Annotated in this window: 12 protein-coding genes; 6 read left to right on the top strand and 6 right to left on the bottom strand. The window is 54.3% G+C overall.

Going from position 1 to position 14,649, the window contains the following annotated elements:
* Positions 1–7: 7 nt before the first annotated feature.
* The 3 genes from LB462_RS24130 to LB462_RS24120 form a co-directional block, all read right to left on the bottom strand.
* On the bottom strand, positions 8–1,183 hold the full coding sequence (locus tag LB462_RS24130) for a glycosyltransferase family protein (RefSeq protein ID WP_224513255.1): 1,176 nt from the start codon (positions 1,181–1,183) through the stop codon (positions 8–10).
* A gap of 147 nt (positions 1,184–1,330) precedes the next feature.
* Positions 1,331–2,122, bottom strand: coding sequence for an endo-1,3-1,4-beta-glycanase ExoK (gene exoK, locus LB462_RS24125; RefSeq protein ID WP_304610454.1), 792 nt, complete (start codon positions 2,120–2,122; stop codon positions 1,331–1,333).
* A gap of 251 nt (positions 2,123–2,373) precedes the next feature.
* Positions 2,374–2,742 (bottom strand): hypothetical protein, encoded by a 369-nt coding sequence (locus LB462_RS24120; protein WP_224513252.1) that lies wholly within the window; start codon positions 2,740–2,742, stop codon positions 2,374–2,376.
* Between the two features lie 289 nt (positions 2,743–3,031).
* Between LB462_RS24120 and LB462_RS24115 the strand changes: the two genes are divergently transcribed.
* The 6 genes from LB462_RS24115 (at position 3,032) to LB462_RS24090 (ending at position 10,671) form a co-directional block, all read left to right on the top strand.
* Complete coding sequence (locus LB462_RS24115; RefSeq protein WP_224513251.1) at positions 3,032–4,282, top strand: O-antigen ligase family protein; 1,251 nt, start codon at positions 3,032–3,034, stop codon at positions 4,280–4,282.
* A gap of 461 nt (positions 4,283–4,743) precedes the next feature.
* Positions 4,744–5,421, top strand: a complete 678-nt coding sequence (locus tag LB462_RS24110) for a sugar transferase (protein ID WP_224513249.1) — start codon at positions 4,744–4,746, stop codon at positions 5,419–5,421.
* A gap of 117 nt (positions 5,422–5,538) precedes the next feature.
* On the top strand, positions 5,539–6,870 hold the full coding sequence (locus tag LB462_RS24105) for a UDP-glucose dehydrogenase family protein (protein WP_224513248.1): 1,332 nt from the start codon (positions 5,539–5,541) through the stop codon (positions 6,868–6,870).
* A 36-nt stretch (positions 6,871–6,906) separates the two neighbouring features.
* Positions 6,907–7,986 (top strand): glycosyltransferase, encoded by a 1,080-nt coding sequence (locus LB462_RS24100; protein ID WP_224513246.1) that lies wholly within the window; start codon positions 6,907–6,909, stop codon positions 7,984–7,986.
* A gap of 49 nt (positions 7,987–8,035) precedes the next feature.
* A complete protein-coding gene (locus LB462_RS24095; RefSeq protein WP_224513244.1) occupies positions 8,036–9,214 on the top strand; it encodes a glycosyltransferase in 1,179 nt (392 codons plus the stop codon).
* On the top strand, positions 9,211–10,671 hold the full coding sequence (locus LB462_RS24090) for a lipopolysaccharide biosynthesis protein (RefSeq protein WP_224513243.1): 1,461 nt from the start codon (positions 9,211–9,213) through the stop codon (positions 10,669–10,671). The genes LB462_RS24095 and LB462_RS24090 overlap by 4 nt, the downstream gene beginning before the upstream one ends.
* Here the strand turns inward: LB462_RS24090 and LB462_RS24085 are convergent.
* From LB462_RS24085 to LB462_RS24075, 3 genes are all read right to left on the bottom strand, one after another.
* Positions 10,618–11,952 (bottom strand): polysaccharide pyruvyl transferase family protein, encoded by a 1,335-nt coding sequence (locus LB462_RS24085; RefSeq protein WP_224513241.1) that lies wholly within the window; start codon positions 11,950–11,952, stop codon positions 10,618–10,620. The genes LB462_RS24090 and LB462_RS24085 overlap by 54 nt on opposite strands.
* A 202-nt stretch (positions 11,953–12,154) precedes the next feature.
* Complete coding sequence (locus tag LB462_RS24080) at positions 12,155–13,168, bottom strand: glycosyltransferase family 2 protein (RefSeq protein ID WP_370637283.1); 1,014 nt, start codon at positions 13,166–13,168, stop codon at positions 12,155–12,157.
* Between the two features lie 330 nt (positions 13,169–13,498).
* Positions 13,499–13,777: an exopolysaccharide production repressor protein gene (locus tag LB462_RS24075; protein WP_304610453.1), complete on the bottom strand. Its 279-nt coding sequence runs from the start codon at positions 13,775–13,777 to the stop codon at positions 13,499–13,501.
* Between the last annotated feature and the right edge of the window lie 872 nt (positions 13,778–14,649).

Below are 14,649 nucleotides of genomic sequence, written 5' to 3'. Positions count from 1 at the left end.
CGGCTGGTCAAGCTGCGACCTGAAGTACGGCGCCGTGTTCGTTTGTACGTGTGAGCCGCCCAAGACGTTCCACCAGTTTGCGGCAATCGTTCTGGTCGAACACCCAGGTTGCACGTTCCTGTGCTTTGATATTTTCACAGGCGCGTTCGTAACGATCGGTATCCATTTCATCGAAGAGGGTCGCAAGAGCCTCGACCGTCGGTTCACCTAGGGAAAAACCGATGCCGCGTTCTTGCAAAAACAGCGAGGTTTCGGTGCCCTGCATCGCTATTGGCACAGAGCCATAGCGACATCCTTCATAAAGCCTGTTCGGCAGAAGCCAGTTGGAATTTTGTCCGGCCTCGTAGAAATCGATAGCCCATGAAAAATGCACCTCGTCATAGATCTTCTGCAAATCTTCCGGATTTGCATAGGCGCCGTGGAATTGCATAAAGGGTTCATCGGCGACGAAGCGGTCGAAATCATCGAACTCCGAATAGGCGGGGCGACCCCTCAGAACGATTTCAACGCGGCCCTCCATCTTGCGTGAGAACGCAGACAGGAGCTCCAGCGAAGTGCGGCAGCGCAAGGCACCAAACCAACCGATCTTCCAGGGCTCGTCCTTGGACTTGCCTGCACGGCTGATGGCCACCGTTTCCTGAGGCCCGAGTTCCAGAACCTTGTTCTCCACCACTTCGACCGGCAAGTTGATCTGGCCAAAAGGTGCAAAATATTGCCTGACGAATGCGGGCGAAGAGGTAATAAGAAGCTGTGCATTGTTGCTGAGCGTTCGTTCCACGAAGCGCAGCGCCTTACCTGTCATATCCCGGCGCAAAAGCAGCCGATGAATATCAAGGCATTCGTAGACAATTGGCACGTCACCGGAAAAGAAAGCCTTCGCCCGATTGGCGAGTGCAAGCATTTCCAGGTTGCGTCCGATGATCAAGTCCGGTCTGGCAACACCCTTGAGCCTCGAGCCGAGTGTCAACACGGCGCGTGCAACAGCGGCGACGCGTTGGGTAAACTTGCCGTCACTCGTTCTGCCGAGATCGATCGGAACGATTGACGCAATCTCGCTGATCGGTTCGCGGCTTCGTGTGAAACCGGCGAGAGTGACGGTTGCACCGCCGGCTTGCATCATGATCACGCGGCGCCGGACCGCAGGGTCGGACAGATCATGCACGAGGTACAGGACATGCAGCATGAGGTCATCCCACGATTGATCTGCGTAGGCAACTTAGTATGGCTTTTACTGCAGTGCAACATTTTTGCTTCACTGCAGCAAGTTCCATAATGAGCCCTGCGGCATTATTGTAATGAATTGGGCGTAGGTATGTTGCCATCGAAAAAATCAATCCAGCGAGCACGCAACTGATTCAGGAAACTGGCAAGCTTCACCCAGCGCAGTAAACGCCACACGGCCAAACTCGGCCGAAACGGGTGTGCTAGGCATACTGAATGCTCCAAGCCAGGATTTCATCTTGTCGCTGGCCCAAAGGCTCAGAAATATCTTCTGCGGGTGGGTGGGGATGGCCGCGGGGTCGGTGACAGTGTGCACCAATTGACCATTCACATAGTAGCGCAGACGATCCTTTTCCCAAACGAAGGCATAATCATTGTACTTGCGATCTGCGCCTTCAGGGACCGCGACCAGTTTCTCGTGTCCACCCTTGCCGTTGACATAGGTATTCAACTGGACCCTGGAGGGGTCCTTTCCAAGAAACTCGAAGTCGATTTCGTCCCATGGTTGCTTTTGCTGGGGCCCGATATAGGCGAAAAAGCTGGTGTTGAACCCTGAGCCCGCGGCGGCCTTGATTCGTGCTTCATAGGTACCGTAGCTGAAGCGCTCATTGGTCTGGATCTCGCCGCACACATAGTCGCGATCCTTGGTTTTTTGAGGCGCAAAGCCGAGGGTCAAGGTGTTGTCCTTGAGACCCACCTGCCCCTTGGACCACGTGCAATTCTGGTGAGCGCCATTCGACCAGCCGTCCGAAACGTACCAGCGCTTCTTGTCCAGGCTGGCAAAGTTCTCGACGAAGGATTTTCCTGGCTGCTTCTCCTGGGCAAATGCGAGAACGGGTGTCAAGCAAAGGCCAAGCGCCATGCTGGCGAGTGCTATCCGGGATGAAATCGGGGCGACCATCGATCTTCCTTTCTTTGTGGGAAAAGGCGCATCAGCCAGAAGCCGAAGTTGGACATAATCCTAAGAGTGCATATTATCTTTGCTGCACTGCATCATTTCACAACGCGCCGTGACGACTGTCAACCGCGTAAAAAACTGAAAAAAGCAATGTCTTTCTAGTTCAAATTCAATGAGTTAACTGGGTGGCGCCGATCTCGACACGAGAATCTTTGCCTTTTTAAGGTCGCATTCGCCCTGTCGGAAGCGACACTTCAATCGGATTTCGGTTCCACTTGGCCAAGGCCATTCGCATTCTCAAATGTCGTTATGGCCTCGTCCATTTCTTGCATGAACGCCATCTGTTTTTCCAGGAAATCGATGCGCTGCGAAAACCTTGTCAGCGCCTGCGTCAGATTATCCACCTGCGCGGACACCTTTTCTGTTTCGCCTTCGTTTTCCATGTTTTCAAAGGAAAATGCGGCATTGACCGAAGCGTCGTCATAACGGCGGCGAAAGCCGTCGCGCTCACGTTCAGTCTCAACAACGACATCTCTTATCGCCCGCTTGATACTCAGGAAACGTGTGGCATCCGACAGACGATCTCTCTCGGGATTTCTTGTCCGGAAGCGGAATAGTGCCATCTTTCACCCCATTTCCCAAGGCGCAAACGCGCCCTCAACAACGTACCAGAGTCGTAGACAAAACTTGTTACGTAATGGTTGTTTCCGGTTTCAATCCTGTCAAGCCAGATAACGAAACCCCCTGTATCTGACGCTTCCAGAAAACGACTGCGGTTTTTTTGAATTTTACAAATTCCGCCGATAGTGCCAGTTTCCCCTAAGGAAGCGATAGAGCTCAGTTCATCTCTGGACGACCAAAAATGGAAATCCGTCCAAGAGAAAAACACAATGCTCCCATACGGACGTCACGATGAGAATTGCAAAATCCCTGCTTGTCGAGCCAGGCAAGAATTTTTGGTACGGAACGCTCGCCGTAGGCTTATCGGTCTTCGTTTTTGCCTATTCGACAAACTTTGGTTTTCTGTCCATTCTGGTTTTCTACGGGCTGTGGTTGCCTCTCATTTTGGTCGACTACCGAAAAGTCATTGGTAATTACGCACGTTTTTATTGGGTATTGCCCTTCGTCCTCTTCGCGTGCATGTCGTTTTCATGGTCGGCTGCCCCCCCGGTCACCCTGCGCGCCGGCATTCAATATCTGACGACGATAATCTGCGCCTTGATCGCATCCCGCATCATAGACTCGCGAACCTTTGCCAGCGGGGTCAGCATGGGTGTTGCGCTGGTCCTGCTTTATTCGCTTGGCTTTGGCCAATACCAATACGATGCGCTGGACGGCTCCTATAGTTTCGTCGGCGCGTTCGCGTCCAAGAATCAGCTTGGCTTCTTTGCATCCTTGGGTCTCTATTTCGCTTTCGCCAGTTTCTTCGTGTTGCAAACCAGCAAAGTATGGCGATGCATCGCAGTCGTGTGCGGAATCCTGTCAGGCTACTGCTTGTTAGCTTCCAGTTCGGCTACCTCGGTCATCGCAACGATTGCGATATTCACCGCAACCTTGATCGTCGGCGTTGTATTGAAATTTTCGCCGAAGCACCGCCGGTCCTTTTTTGTAGTCGGCGTTGCGGTAGCGTTGGTGCTCGTGGCCGTGGCTATCAACGCCGGCGCCATTGATCTGGTACTCGGCGCGTTTGGCAAGAATTCCACGCTCACCGGACGTACCTATCTTTGGCAGGAGGGGTTCAGAGCTTCGCGCGAGGCCCCGCTTATGGGCATTGGCTATCAGGCCTACTGGGTACAAGGCTTCTCCGAGGCCGAACGTTTGTGGGCAGAGTTCTATATCCCTGCACGTACAGGATTTCATTTCCACAATACCTATATCGAAGTGCTTGTCGAACTTGGCTACGTCGGCGTCGTTCTGATCAGCCTGCTCCTCGGGGGTGTGGTGATCGGTTTCCTCCGGCGCCTGCTGACGGAGGGATATACGCCGCAAGGACACCTCATGTTTGGCATCGCACTGCTGCTATTGATCCGCTCGTTCTTCGAGATCGACTTCATCCAGCCTTACACGATCGGGTCGTTCCTCCTGTATTATTCCGCAGGATTGCTCGCCATCCCTCAGCGCACACCCTTCAAAATGATGCAACCGACGCAATTACAGACATAACAATATCGTGATCGATCAAAAAAGGCACAATATGGAACGGGCGGAACCCGTTCCTCCGCCACTTCTTTATGCATTGAAGGGATTAGGTGCACTGCAGCAAAACGCCCCGTTTGCGGCCCCGAAAAAGTTACCGCATTCGCGTTATGACCTGTATCAGACGCCTATTTTGCGCTGAACCGTGCCTTAAAGCGCAACCACTGCCGAATCCGCCACAGTACAATGCAAATAGCGAATAATAGTCGGCAAAACGTCTGCAAGTTAACAGACGTATAATATAGTCGAAGAGGTCAAAAATTGGGCAACTTATGGGCAATTTCTAGCCATCACTTAGTGTTTCAAGCCTGTTAATTTTTTGTGTTGCATTGCACCATATTTTTAATGCAACTTTAGATGTAGCCTTGGATGTACCGTTTGATACCGTCGCATCAGCCCATTCGATCACCCGACCCCGGAGTTGCGCCATGAGCGATTCAGTCAAATCGACCGATTTGAGCTATTCACAAATTGATACGGATTTCGACCCTGCTTTGGGCGGATTCCTGAAGCGTGGATTCGACATTGCTGGGGCTTTGGCAGGCCTCATTGCCCTTAGTCCCCTGTTCCTGCTTATTGCACTCCTCGTGAGGTTGTCCGATGGCGGGTCGGTGTTTTATGGCCATCGCCGTATTGGACGGGGTGGCAGCATTTTCCACTGCCTTAAATTCCGGACGATGGTTCCGGATGGCGATGGCGTGCTGGCCAGCTATTTTGCCGCCAACCCCGATGCAAGGGCCGAATGGGAAGCCACTCGCAAGCTCAAGGATGATCCGCGTGTCACTCGCGTCGGAGCTGTCCTGAGAAAGCTGAGCCTTGATGAACTGCCGCAGATCATCAATATCCTTCAGGGCCACATGAGCATTGTCGGACCCCGTCCCGTTGTGCACGACGAGCTGGAGAATTATGGCAACGCCGCAGTGTTCTACCTCAAATCGCGCCCGGGCCTGACAGGGCTTTGGCAGGTAAGCGGGCGCAACGACGTTTCTTACGACAGCCGCGTGGAGTTCGATCGGCACTATGTCGAGAACTGGTCGTTGAAACTCGACTTGCATATCATCATCAAGACTGTGCCTGCCGTTTGCATGGCCAGAGGCAGTTACTGAACAGCTCAATGACAATTGCAAAACCTGGTTGCGGGCATTCCTTATGGCCCGCGATTTTAATGATTGGTATTACCGGATCCGGATGCGATCCGATGTCTTTGCACAGGAACAAATCCAATGAATTTAACAGTTTTTGGAATCGGCTATGTCGGTCTCGTACAGGCCGCCGTATTGGCTGAGGTGGGGCACAATGTTTTGTGCGTCGATATCGACGCTGACAAGGTAGAACGGTTGAATCAGGGGTTGATCCCGATTTACGAGCCAGGCCTCGAGGGTCTCGTCAAAGAGAATCACGCAGCGGGCCGCATCACGTTCACGACGGACGTCGCAGCTGCAGTCAAACATGGCCAGATCCTGATGAGTGCGGTCGGTACGCCGCCCACCGAAGACGGATCCGCCGACCTCAAATATGTGCTGGCCGTGGCAGAGGCGATCGGGCGCGAAATGGAGACGCCAAAGATCGTTGTCAGCAAATCGACGGTGCCGGTAGGAACCTGTGACAAGATAAGGCTGAAAATCGCGGAGGTGCTCAAGGCAAGGGGGCGCGAAGAACTGGACTTCGATGTCGTCTCAAATCCGGAATTCCTCAAGGAAGGTTCGGCCGTGGTGGATTGCATGAAGCCTGACCGCATCATCATTGGTACCAGCAGCGATAACACCGAAAAGGTGATGCGGGAGCTCTATGCTCCCTTCAGCCGCAATCATGATAAAATGATCGTCATGGATGTGCGCAGTGCCGAATTTACGAAATATGCAGCCAATTGCATCCTCGCGACCAAAATCAGCTTCATGAATGAAATGTCCGGTCTGGCAGAGCGGCTCGGTGCCGATATCGAAGAGGTCCGCAAGGGCATCGGCAGCGATCCACGCATTGGCTACGACTTCATTTATCCGGGAATAGGCTATGGCGGGTCGTGCTTTCCGAAGGACGTCCGCGCCATGATCCAGACGGCAGAAGGCATCAGTTTCGATGCCAAGATGCTGAAGGCGGTGGATGAACGGAACAATGCGCAGAAGTCCATCCTGTTCGAAAAAGTCCACCGCTATTTCAAGGGTAATCTCAAGGGCAAGGTATTTGCGCTTTGGGGGCTGGCCTTCAAGCCGAACACCGACGACATGCGTGAAGCGCCTTCGCGCACGCTGATGGAGGCCCTGTGGCAGGCGGGAGCCAGCGTGCAAGCCTTTGATCCGGAGGCGATGCAGGAATGCCAGAGCATTTACGGCCAGCGCGATGACCTGCTACTTTGCGGAACCAAGGAAGCAGCGTTGCGCGGTGCCGACGCCCTGCTGATCGTAACCGAATGGAAGAGCTTCCGGGCGCCATCCTTCGATCTCATGAAGGACGCCCTTACGACGCCAGTCGTCTTCGATGGCCGGAATATCTACGATCCCAAGGTCATCGCCCGTCATGGTCTGGAATATTACAGCATCGGCAGGCAGGCCGCATAGGTCGCCGGTGGAAAACAGGATACAAGGAGCCACGCGATGAAAGTACTTTTTGCGGGCGGCAACGGCTACTATCCCCAGTTCAGCGGTGGCGTTCAATCGAGTACGCATCATCTGGTCGAACAATTGCGCAATCAGGGGCACGAGGCCTCGGTTCTGGCTGCCTTGTTTGGCCAGGGGATGTTCGGACTGAAGGCACGCGCCAAGATGAAGATCATGGGCCAGCGTGCGGCAGTCGACAGTTTTCCGGGTTATCCCGTGGTCAGGGCCTGGTTTCCCTGGGAAGCCGCGGGCTTCGCGGTCAAAAGGCTCAAGCCCGACGTGGCTGTCGTGCAATGCCACAAATCGGTTCCGATAGGGAAAGCCCTGCAAGCTGAAGGGATACCCTTGGTTATTTACCTCAGAAACGTGGAATTCCACGAACTTGCCGGCGATCTGCGGGAACTGGATTCAGCACTCTACATCGCGAATTCCGAATTCACCGCGAGGACCTACAAGGAAAAGTTCGGGATCGATTCGACCATCATCCCTCCGACGATCGACCCTGTCCTGTACGGAACGCCGACGACCGGCGAATATGTAACGTTCATCAATCCCTACAATGAAAAGGGTTTTGAACTGGCCGTCCAGATTGCCGGGCAGTGTCCCGACATCCCGTTTCTCTTTGTCGAAAGCTGGAAGCTTGCCGAAGATCACCGCGCCAGCATCGAAAAGACGATCGCACCCTTGAAGAACGTCAAGCTCGAAAATCGCACCAGCGACATGAAAACGGTCTATGGGCGCACCAAGATCCTGCTCGCCCCCAGCAAATGGGAAGAGGCATGGGGCCGCGTCGCATCAGAAGCGCATTGCAGCGGCATTCCTGTCGTTGGGTCACGCCGTGGCGGACTGCCGGAAGCGATTGGCGAAGGCGGCCTTGTCCTGGATTACAACGCGCCACTGGAAGATTGGGTCGGCGCAATCCGCACGCTCTGGACTGACAAGAGGGAATACGACCGGCTTTCCGCCGCTGCAAGGAGATTCTCGGAGCGGCCGCAGATGGATCCGAAGACCCAGTTTTCGACCTTTCTCGGCGTTCTTGACCAAGCCGCCAGCCGGAATATCAAACAAGTGGCGTGATAAGCGCCGCTTATATCCATATTCAAATTTATTGAAAGAATGCTCGGTAATGAGAGTTGGTTTTGTTGTCGACAAGTTCCCGTCATTGTCCGAGACCTTCATTGTGGATCAGATAAACGGATTTCTTGAGCGCGGTATCGAGGTGGGCGTTGTCTGTAACGAGAACCTCCTGAAGCAGGGCAGTGCTCGAACAAAGCATTGGCAAGCGCTGTCTGAAAACACGGATTGCTGGTGGGGTGCTCTGGCGCCGTTGCGCCCTATCCTCCGAAAACTGCCGACAACCCTCTGGGACAAGGTTTCGACGGCATTCGACATTGTCTTTTCGCGAAAGCTCCAAAATTTCGATGTCATAATCGCCCATTTCGGCAACAACGGCTTGCGTGTTGCCCGCGTGTTGAAACGGAAGAAACTTGGCGCTCCCCTGGTCACGATATTCCATGGCCGCGATGTCGGTCGTCCTGTTCGCGATAACGCGCTCTGGCAATATAATGTCCTGTTCGACCAGGGTACTCGGCAACTGACGGTCAACGACTATTTCCGCAATGCGCTAGTGGACGCCGGCGCGCCGGCAGCAAACGTCGTCGTGCATCACATGGGTGTACGGATCAACGAGATAGAATATGCGTGGCGCTCTTGGGATCAAGGCACCTTGAACGTCATTTCTGTCTGCCGCTTGACCGAAAAGAAGGGCATCGAGTTTGCCTTGCGCGCGCTGGGGAAGCTTTCGATTTCAGATCCAGACCTCGATTGGACCTATACGATCATAGGCGGCGGCGAATTGTTCGACGAGCTGAAGCACCTCGCCAAAGATTTGAATATTGCGCACCGGGTGACATTTCTCGGACCGCGTCCTCACAGCGAGGTCAAGCAGCGCTTGCGCGAAGCACACGTGTTCCTGCTGCCGAGCGTGACGGCACAGGATGGAGATGTGGAAGGCATTCCGGTTTCCCTCATGGAGGCGATGTCTGCCGGGCTTACGGTGCTCAGCACATATCATTCGGGGATTCCCGAACTCATAGAAGACGAGAAGACAGGATTTCTGGTTCCCGAGAAGGATATCGAAGCCCTCGCGGGAAAACTCCTGTGGATCGCCGAACACCCGGCCGAGTGCGAGCGCATTGCTTTGGCCGCAAGGAGCAAGATTGAGGCCGATTTCAACGCCGATGTTTTGAATGATCAGTTTGCCCATATGATCACGCATCTGGCCGAAGCGAAGTTAAGCGCGTGAGTGCCGAACCGCTTCAGTTCGGACGCGTTGCCCTCCGCGGCGGACTTTTGACGGTCATCGCGCAGGGCATCAAGATCGTTGTCCAGTTCCTCTCCGTCATCGTGCTGGCACGCCTGCTCATTCCGGAAGATTTCGGGCTTGTCGCCTCCGTCAGTCCGATCGTGGCCTTCGTTGCGCTTTTTCAGAATCTCGGACTCCAGCAAGCGGTCGTTCAGCGCAAGGAGATCAGTCAGCGACAGCTCAACCAGGTTTTCTGGATGAGTGCATTTGCCGGCCTCGCCAGCACCGCCGTCGTCGTTGCGCTCTCTCCCGTCGTCGCTTCCTATTACGGCGATGCGCGCATGGTCGGGATCACGATCGGCGCAGGGCTGCCGCTCTTCCTCGGAAGTCTGGCGGCCATGCCGCTCAGCCTGATGAATCGCCATCTCCAGTTCGGTCAGCTCGCGATCAACGATGTCGTCACGGCCATTGCCGGCTTTGCAACAGCGGCCGTGGCCGCCTATGCCGGCATGGGCTATTGGTCGCTGGTGCTTGGCCCGGCGGCATCGGCGGCGGTTGGATTGCTTGCAGCCTGGCGTGTGGCGCGATTCAGGCCGGACAAGCCGGTTTTGAAGATCGATCGGGACATCATGTCCTTCGGCGCCAACCTTACAGGCTTCAACCTCGTCAACTTCTTCTCCCGCAACCTCGATAATATTCTGATCGGCAAATTTTCAGGCGCAATTGAGCTCGGTTATTACGACCGGGCTTACAAGCTTCTGCTGTTCCCTTTGCAGAACATCAATCAGCCGCTGACACGCCTGATGATCCCGCTGCTCAGCCGAATACAGGACGACAAAAAACGCTTTCGCGATATCTATATGCAGACCAACTGGGTACTCGCGGCGGTCACGGTACCCGCTATCGCTGCGCTGACCCTTACCGCGGAACAGGTCGTCGGTATTCTTTTCGGCGACAGATGGCTGCCCGTCGCACCGATTTTCGCATGGCTTGGAATTGCCGGCCTCATTCAGCCCATTTCGAGCACCACGGGCTGGATCTTCATCTGCCAGGACAGGACGAAGACCATGTTCCGCTGGGGCATCTACTCTTCGATCACGACTGTGGTTGCTTTTATCGTGGGCTTGCATTGGGGTGCCGTCGGCGTCGCCGCCGCCTATGCCATCAGCGGATATATCCTGCGTGTTCCCGTTCTCGCAGTGCTTGTGCAGCGCGTCGGCCCGGTGACAGCAATGGATGTGCTTCTGGTGCAAGGCCTCTTCATCGTTTCGGCCCTGCTGGCCTGGCTCGCCTACTGGCTGCTACCCTTGTCGCTGATCGCCCGCTCGGATTTTCTCGCGGTCATTCTGGCTGTGCTGCTGAACTATGGGTTCGCGTTCGCACTGATGCTTTTGCTGCCCCAGTCACGCAGCGCTCTGTCGGCTATCTGGTCCAAGGTTGCGAGCAATATTCGCTGACGGAGCGACAAGAAGCGGCCTCAGCAACTCGGTTGCCGACATTGCCGATGCGTGCTCGTCAAGAACAGCCTTGAGGCTCGTCTTGCGATAATGTTCCAGATTCTGGATGAAGGTATCGAGCTTTTCACCGGCTTCTTCCACCGTCACTGTGTCGATGTCGAGCAGGACGTCGGACACACCGATACGCTTGGCGACTTCCTTGGTCTTGAACTCGTAGGCGATCGGCAACACCGGGGTGCCGACGCACAGCGACATGATCATCATGTGCATGCGCGTGGCGACGACGAAATCGAACCCTTTTACCAGCGCCATCAGTTGCTCTGGCGTATGAAATGACGCGTCTACGCTGACATGGCTGGCAATTTCGGGATCGAGCTCGGCAACGATCGCCTTGGCTGCCTTGGAATCGTCGTGGGCATATTCCGGCACGCCTTGGCACGTCGACAGGAAGGTCACCTCTTTGCCCTGGTCCCGCACAAGGGTGGTGACGATATTGCGGATGGAATCAAGGTAGCGGCGCATGCCGTCCCCACCACCCTTGACGTAGTTCCAGTGCCGGACGGAAATGGCGACGCGACCCGTTTTCGGTGTCTGGTCCGCAGCCAGAATCCCTGCAATCCGGTCCGTGTCGGCGAGCGCGAACACCGCATCCGCCACCACGTGACATTTGTCGGGGTCTTCGACGAGATCGACAATATGGTCCTTCGACCGGGAATCGCGAAGAAGAATGAGCGGGCTCCGGTCAAAAACGGGTTTCAGTTCCTGGCGATTGTAGTCCTTGTTGAAGGGCCCCAGTGACTGCGTGAAGAACACGGGATCCTTACCGACTATCGCATCGATGCGGAATTGATTGAGACGCCGTTCGAGGTTGTAGTTCTCGACGAGATAGGTTCCTCCCGTCGTGATGACGAGGTCAGCGTCCTGGTAGATCTCAAGCGAGCGGCGGTCGCTGTCGCTAAACAGCATCTTGTCGATGGACCCGCCCCTGCCGAAGCGGCGCAGGGCCTCGAGGACAATTCGGTTGTAGAGCGGCTTGACGGCGTTCTTCAGGACGTTTTGATCGTAGCTGTACTTGAAGACGGACTCCGACAGGAGTTTGTGAAATTCGAGATCCGGATATTCTTGTCGAGGGTAAAGTCGTGCCGCCACTTCCGGCTGGCTGTCGAAGACCTGAAAACGCAGATCCTCGCCCCAGACTTTTCTCAGGATGTGCCTGATCGCTAGAAGAATGGCGGCGTCGCCCGTATTCAGGCAGACCGTGTTCTCGACAATGATTTTCATAAAACTAACCCTGGTATCTGATTGGCGGCATGGGGTTTATTGGCTGCGAGTCAATCATAACCGCATCCTTTGCGCGCCCGGTTGTCGAAACCAACTGAGCAAATCCGCTCATATTGACCCCTGATCTATTCTTGAAACAGACTAGTCCATTGTGTCTTTTTGTGCAACGCACAATAAATTCGAACTGATATCCGCGTCAGGCTCACTGCGGTTTGACAGTTGCCGGAAACAGATAGCGCAGCTCCGGTTTGACTTGGGGGGCAGTCGATCTGTTCCTGATGGCTCCATCGAACTTGTCGGTCAGGATGCCTCTTGCGATTGGCAAAACCGCAGATGGATTGCGCAAGCCATAGACAGCTGCTGCAGCGAGCCCGTTCTGCGACTTGATGTCCAGAAACTGCCGGTGATGGAATTTGGAGCGGATATGGCGCTCATGCTCGCGGACTGCTTCCAGCCCCCCTCCCGACAGCATACCGCTATTCAGAAGCGTCTTGTCGGCATCGGCAAGTTGTTTCAGATCGTCCGTCCTGTGCCGCCCACTCAGCGAATCCGCACGGACGACGGCTCCATATCCACAATTGTTGATGATCTGAAACCGGGCACCCAAGGCCAGCGCTCTCGTATAGAGATCGTAATCCTCGCCGAGCCGCAGCTTTTCATTGTAGCGCAGGCTGTGGCGATCCAGAAACTCGCGCCGGATGACAGGCTTCAGGAAGCCGAGCTCGCCGCGCTGCTTGTTGCGCCTCGATATATTGCGGTCGACGAATGTCGGCAGGTCGAGAAACCAGGTTTCCGGAGAAAACTTGTCAATGGCGACTGTGTTGAAGTGGCTAACCCAACGTTGATCGACGAAGACGATGTTGTCGGCGGCCATATCCCAGTCCCGGGTTGACAACAAATGGGAAAAGCGCCCCGGGATAAAGAAATCGTCGGCGTCGAGAATACTGATCAGGGCCGCCGACGAACAGGAGATGGCGTGATTGCGTGCGTAAGATGGCCCCCTGTTTACGTCGAAACGAATGATTCGCAGCCGCCCGCTCGCGTCATCGGCCTCCCTAGCGGCGTCCGAAGTACCATCGGTCGAGCCATCGTCGACGACGATCACTTCTGTCACATATGTATCCGCCAAGGCGGAGGATATGGCGGCCGCGATTGTGTCGGCTGCATTTTTCGCAGCGACGATCACACACACACTATTGTCCGGATTATCTGTAATTGCCCCTGCCCTCGACTGTGCGGGTCTCTACTGGGTGCACGAAGGCGTATTAGCGCGCACCACGTATGGTCTGTGGGCGTATTGCCAGCACCAGACCGATGCAGCAAGGATACAATTATTTCGGCCTCCCGCAAGAGGCAGACTTCTAGAGCAAGGTTCTGACACCCGGAAGTTGCTCCGGATCGCTTAAGACTCTGTTGAGATTCATGTCAGGGCGAGGCGAAAACGGTGGTTTTCGAGCACCGGAGCGCAGCGTACATGTTGGTATGTGAGCACCGGAGCGCAGAAAAACGCCGTTTGCAGGCCGCCATGGCGTGAATATGAACAGACCTAGTGCGTCTCTGTAGGTGTAATTGACTTAAATGGAGGCTGCTTGTTGGCGACAATGCCGGTTGGCTCATTGGTCCCGGACTGCTTCCACTCGGACGTCCGCGGCTTTTCGCGCGCGACAAGGAAAAGCACCACCGCGAAATATCCTACCTGGATGACCACTGCACAAATCAACGTCTGGACGATTGTTGCCCACAAAGATTGCGTAAGCACGTAGGTCGTGATCGCAAATGCAATAAGGACGCCGAACATTCCAATTAAAAAATTTGGAAATCTCATGCTCAGCTCCCGTTCTTTATGCGGAGAAAAGCTGGCGTATCGTTTCTTGTCATTTTGTCTCCCCCCACACACGCTAATGCGCGTACATGAATGTTTTTTTGACTGCCAATTTGTCTATACCAAACCCCTTGAGTTTAGATGAAAGCACCTCGGCTAATTTTAAGCCGGAATATAACAGTTTTCTTACCTTGTAACCACAATTTTTCTGCGCTTTTGGAGCCGGCGAGGTATTGAGACTCGCTAATACAGCATACAACGCACGCGGACGGCTGAAGCACGTCTTGTCTTCACTCAAAAATAACGAAACACGACACATTTTCACGCTATGTTGCAGCGCAAATAAAAAAATTACACACTATCTCGCGGCTATACAACCCATCCAATTGTCTAGAAGGAGACAAAACTAATTACAATCACTAAACTATATAAGCATATGTAATTATGTTTTTGGCCTGAACGAGCGGAATTGCGATCACAAATTACATAACACTCCGGTAAGATACATCGTCATTTCCGGCAATTACGACCAAAGAATGCAGCCAAAATGCCATTCAACTCGCATGCTGCAAGCGGCGTTCTGTTGCAACGCACAATTTTTATGTTATCTTCCGAACAATCATTCGCGTCCGTTCCGGGCTGACTGGAGCGGATACACGAGGGCAGCAGCGTTACCTTCGACGAATGCCTTGTTTTCGACAAGCATTCCGTCGAAATTGGCCTTTTCGGAAGGACATTGTGATCGTTCGCAAGATCATTCCCGCCTCATATATGTCACACGATCCTGCTTATGAGGCTTGGGCCGGGTGGCTTTGCCGAGATTAGGGCGGAAATAGCCACACCGATCCCGATTGATTTACAGGAGTAATTGTTGG

The sequence above is a fragment of the Phyllobacterium chamaecytisi genome, assembly GCF_020164455.1.
Lineage (GTDB): Bacteria > Pseudomonadota > Alphaproteobacteria > Rhizobiales > Rhizobiaceae > Phyllobacterium > Phyllobacterium chamaecytisi.
This window is presented reverse-complemented; position numbering and strand designations above follow the sequence as displayed.

What these genes read in the sequence shown, in the direction of transcription:
- LB462_RS24130 (WP_224513255.1), bottom strand. Translation starts at nt 1,183, where the DNA reads ATGCTGCATGTCCTGTACCTCGTGCATGATCTGTCCGACCCTGCGGTC.
- exoK (WP_304610454.1), bottom strand. Translation starts at nt 2,122, where the DNA reads ATGGTCGCCCCGATTTCATCCCGGATAGCACTCGCCAGCATGGCGCTT.
- LB462_RS24120 (WP_224513252.1), bottom strand. Translation starts at nt 2,742, where the DNA reads ATGGCACTATTCCGCTTCCGGACAAGAAATCCCGAGAGAGATCGTCTG.
- LB462_RS24115 (WP_224513251.1), top strand. Translation starts at nt 3,032, where the DNA reads ATGAGAATTGCAAAATCCCTGCTTGTCGAGCCAGGCAAGAATTTTTGG.
- LB462_RS24110 (WP_224513249.1), top strand. Translation starts at nt 4,744, where the DNA reads ATGAGCGATTCAGTCAAATCGACCGATTTGAGCTATTCACAAATTGAT.
- LB462_RS24105 (WP_224513248.1), top strand. Translation starts at nt 5,539, where the DNA reads ATGAATTTAACAGTTTTTGGAATCGGCTATGTCGGTCTCGTACAGGCC.
- LB462_RS24100 (WP_224513246.1), top strand. Translation starts at nt 6,907, where the DNA reads ATGAAAGTACTTTTTGCGGGCGGCAACGGCTACTATCCCCAGTTCAGC.
- LB462_RS24095 (WP_224513244.1), top strand. Translation starts at nt 8,036, where the DNA reads ATGAGAGTTGGTTTTGTTGTCGACAAGTTCCCGTCATTGTCCGAGACC.
- LB462_RS24085 (WP_224513241.1), bottom strand. Translation starts at nt 11,952, where the DNA reads ATGAAAATCATTGTCGAGAACACGGTCTGCCTGAATACGGGCGACGCC.
- LB462_RS24075 (WP_304610453.1), bottom strand. Translation starts at nt 13,777, where the DNA reads ATGAGATTTCCAAATTTTTTAATTGGAATGTTCGGCGTCCTTATTGCA.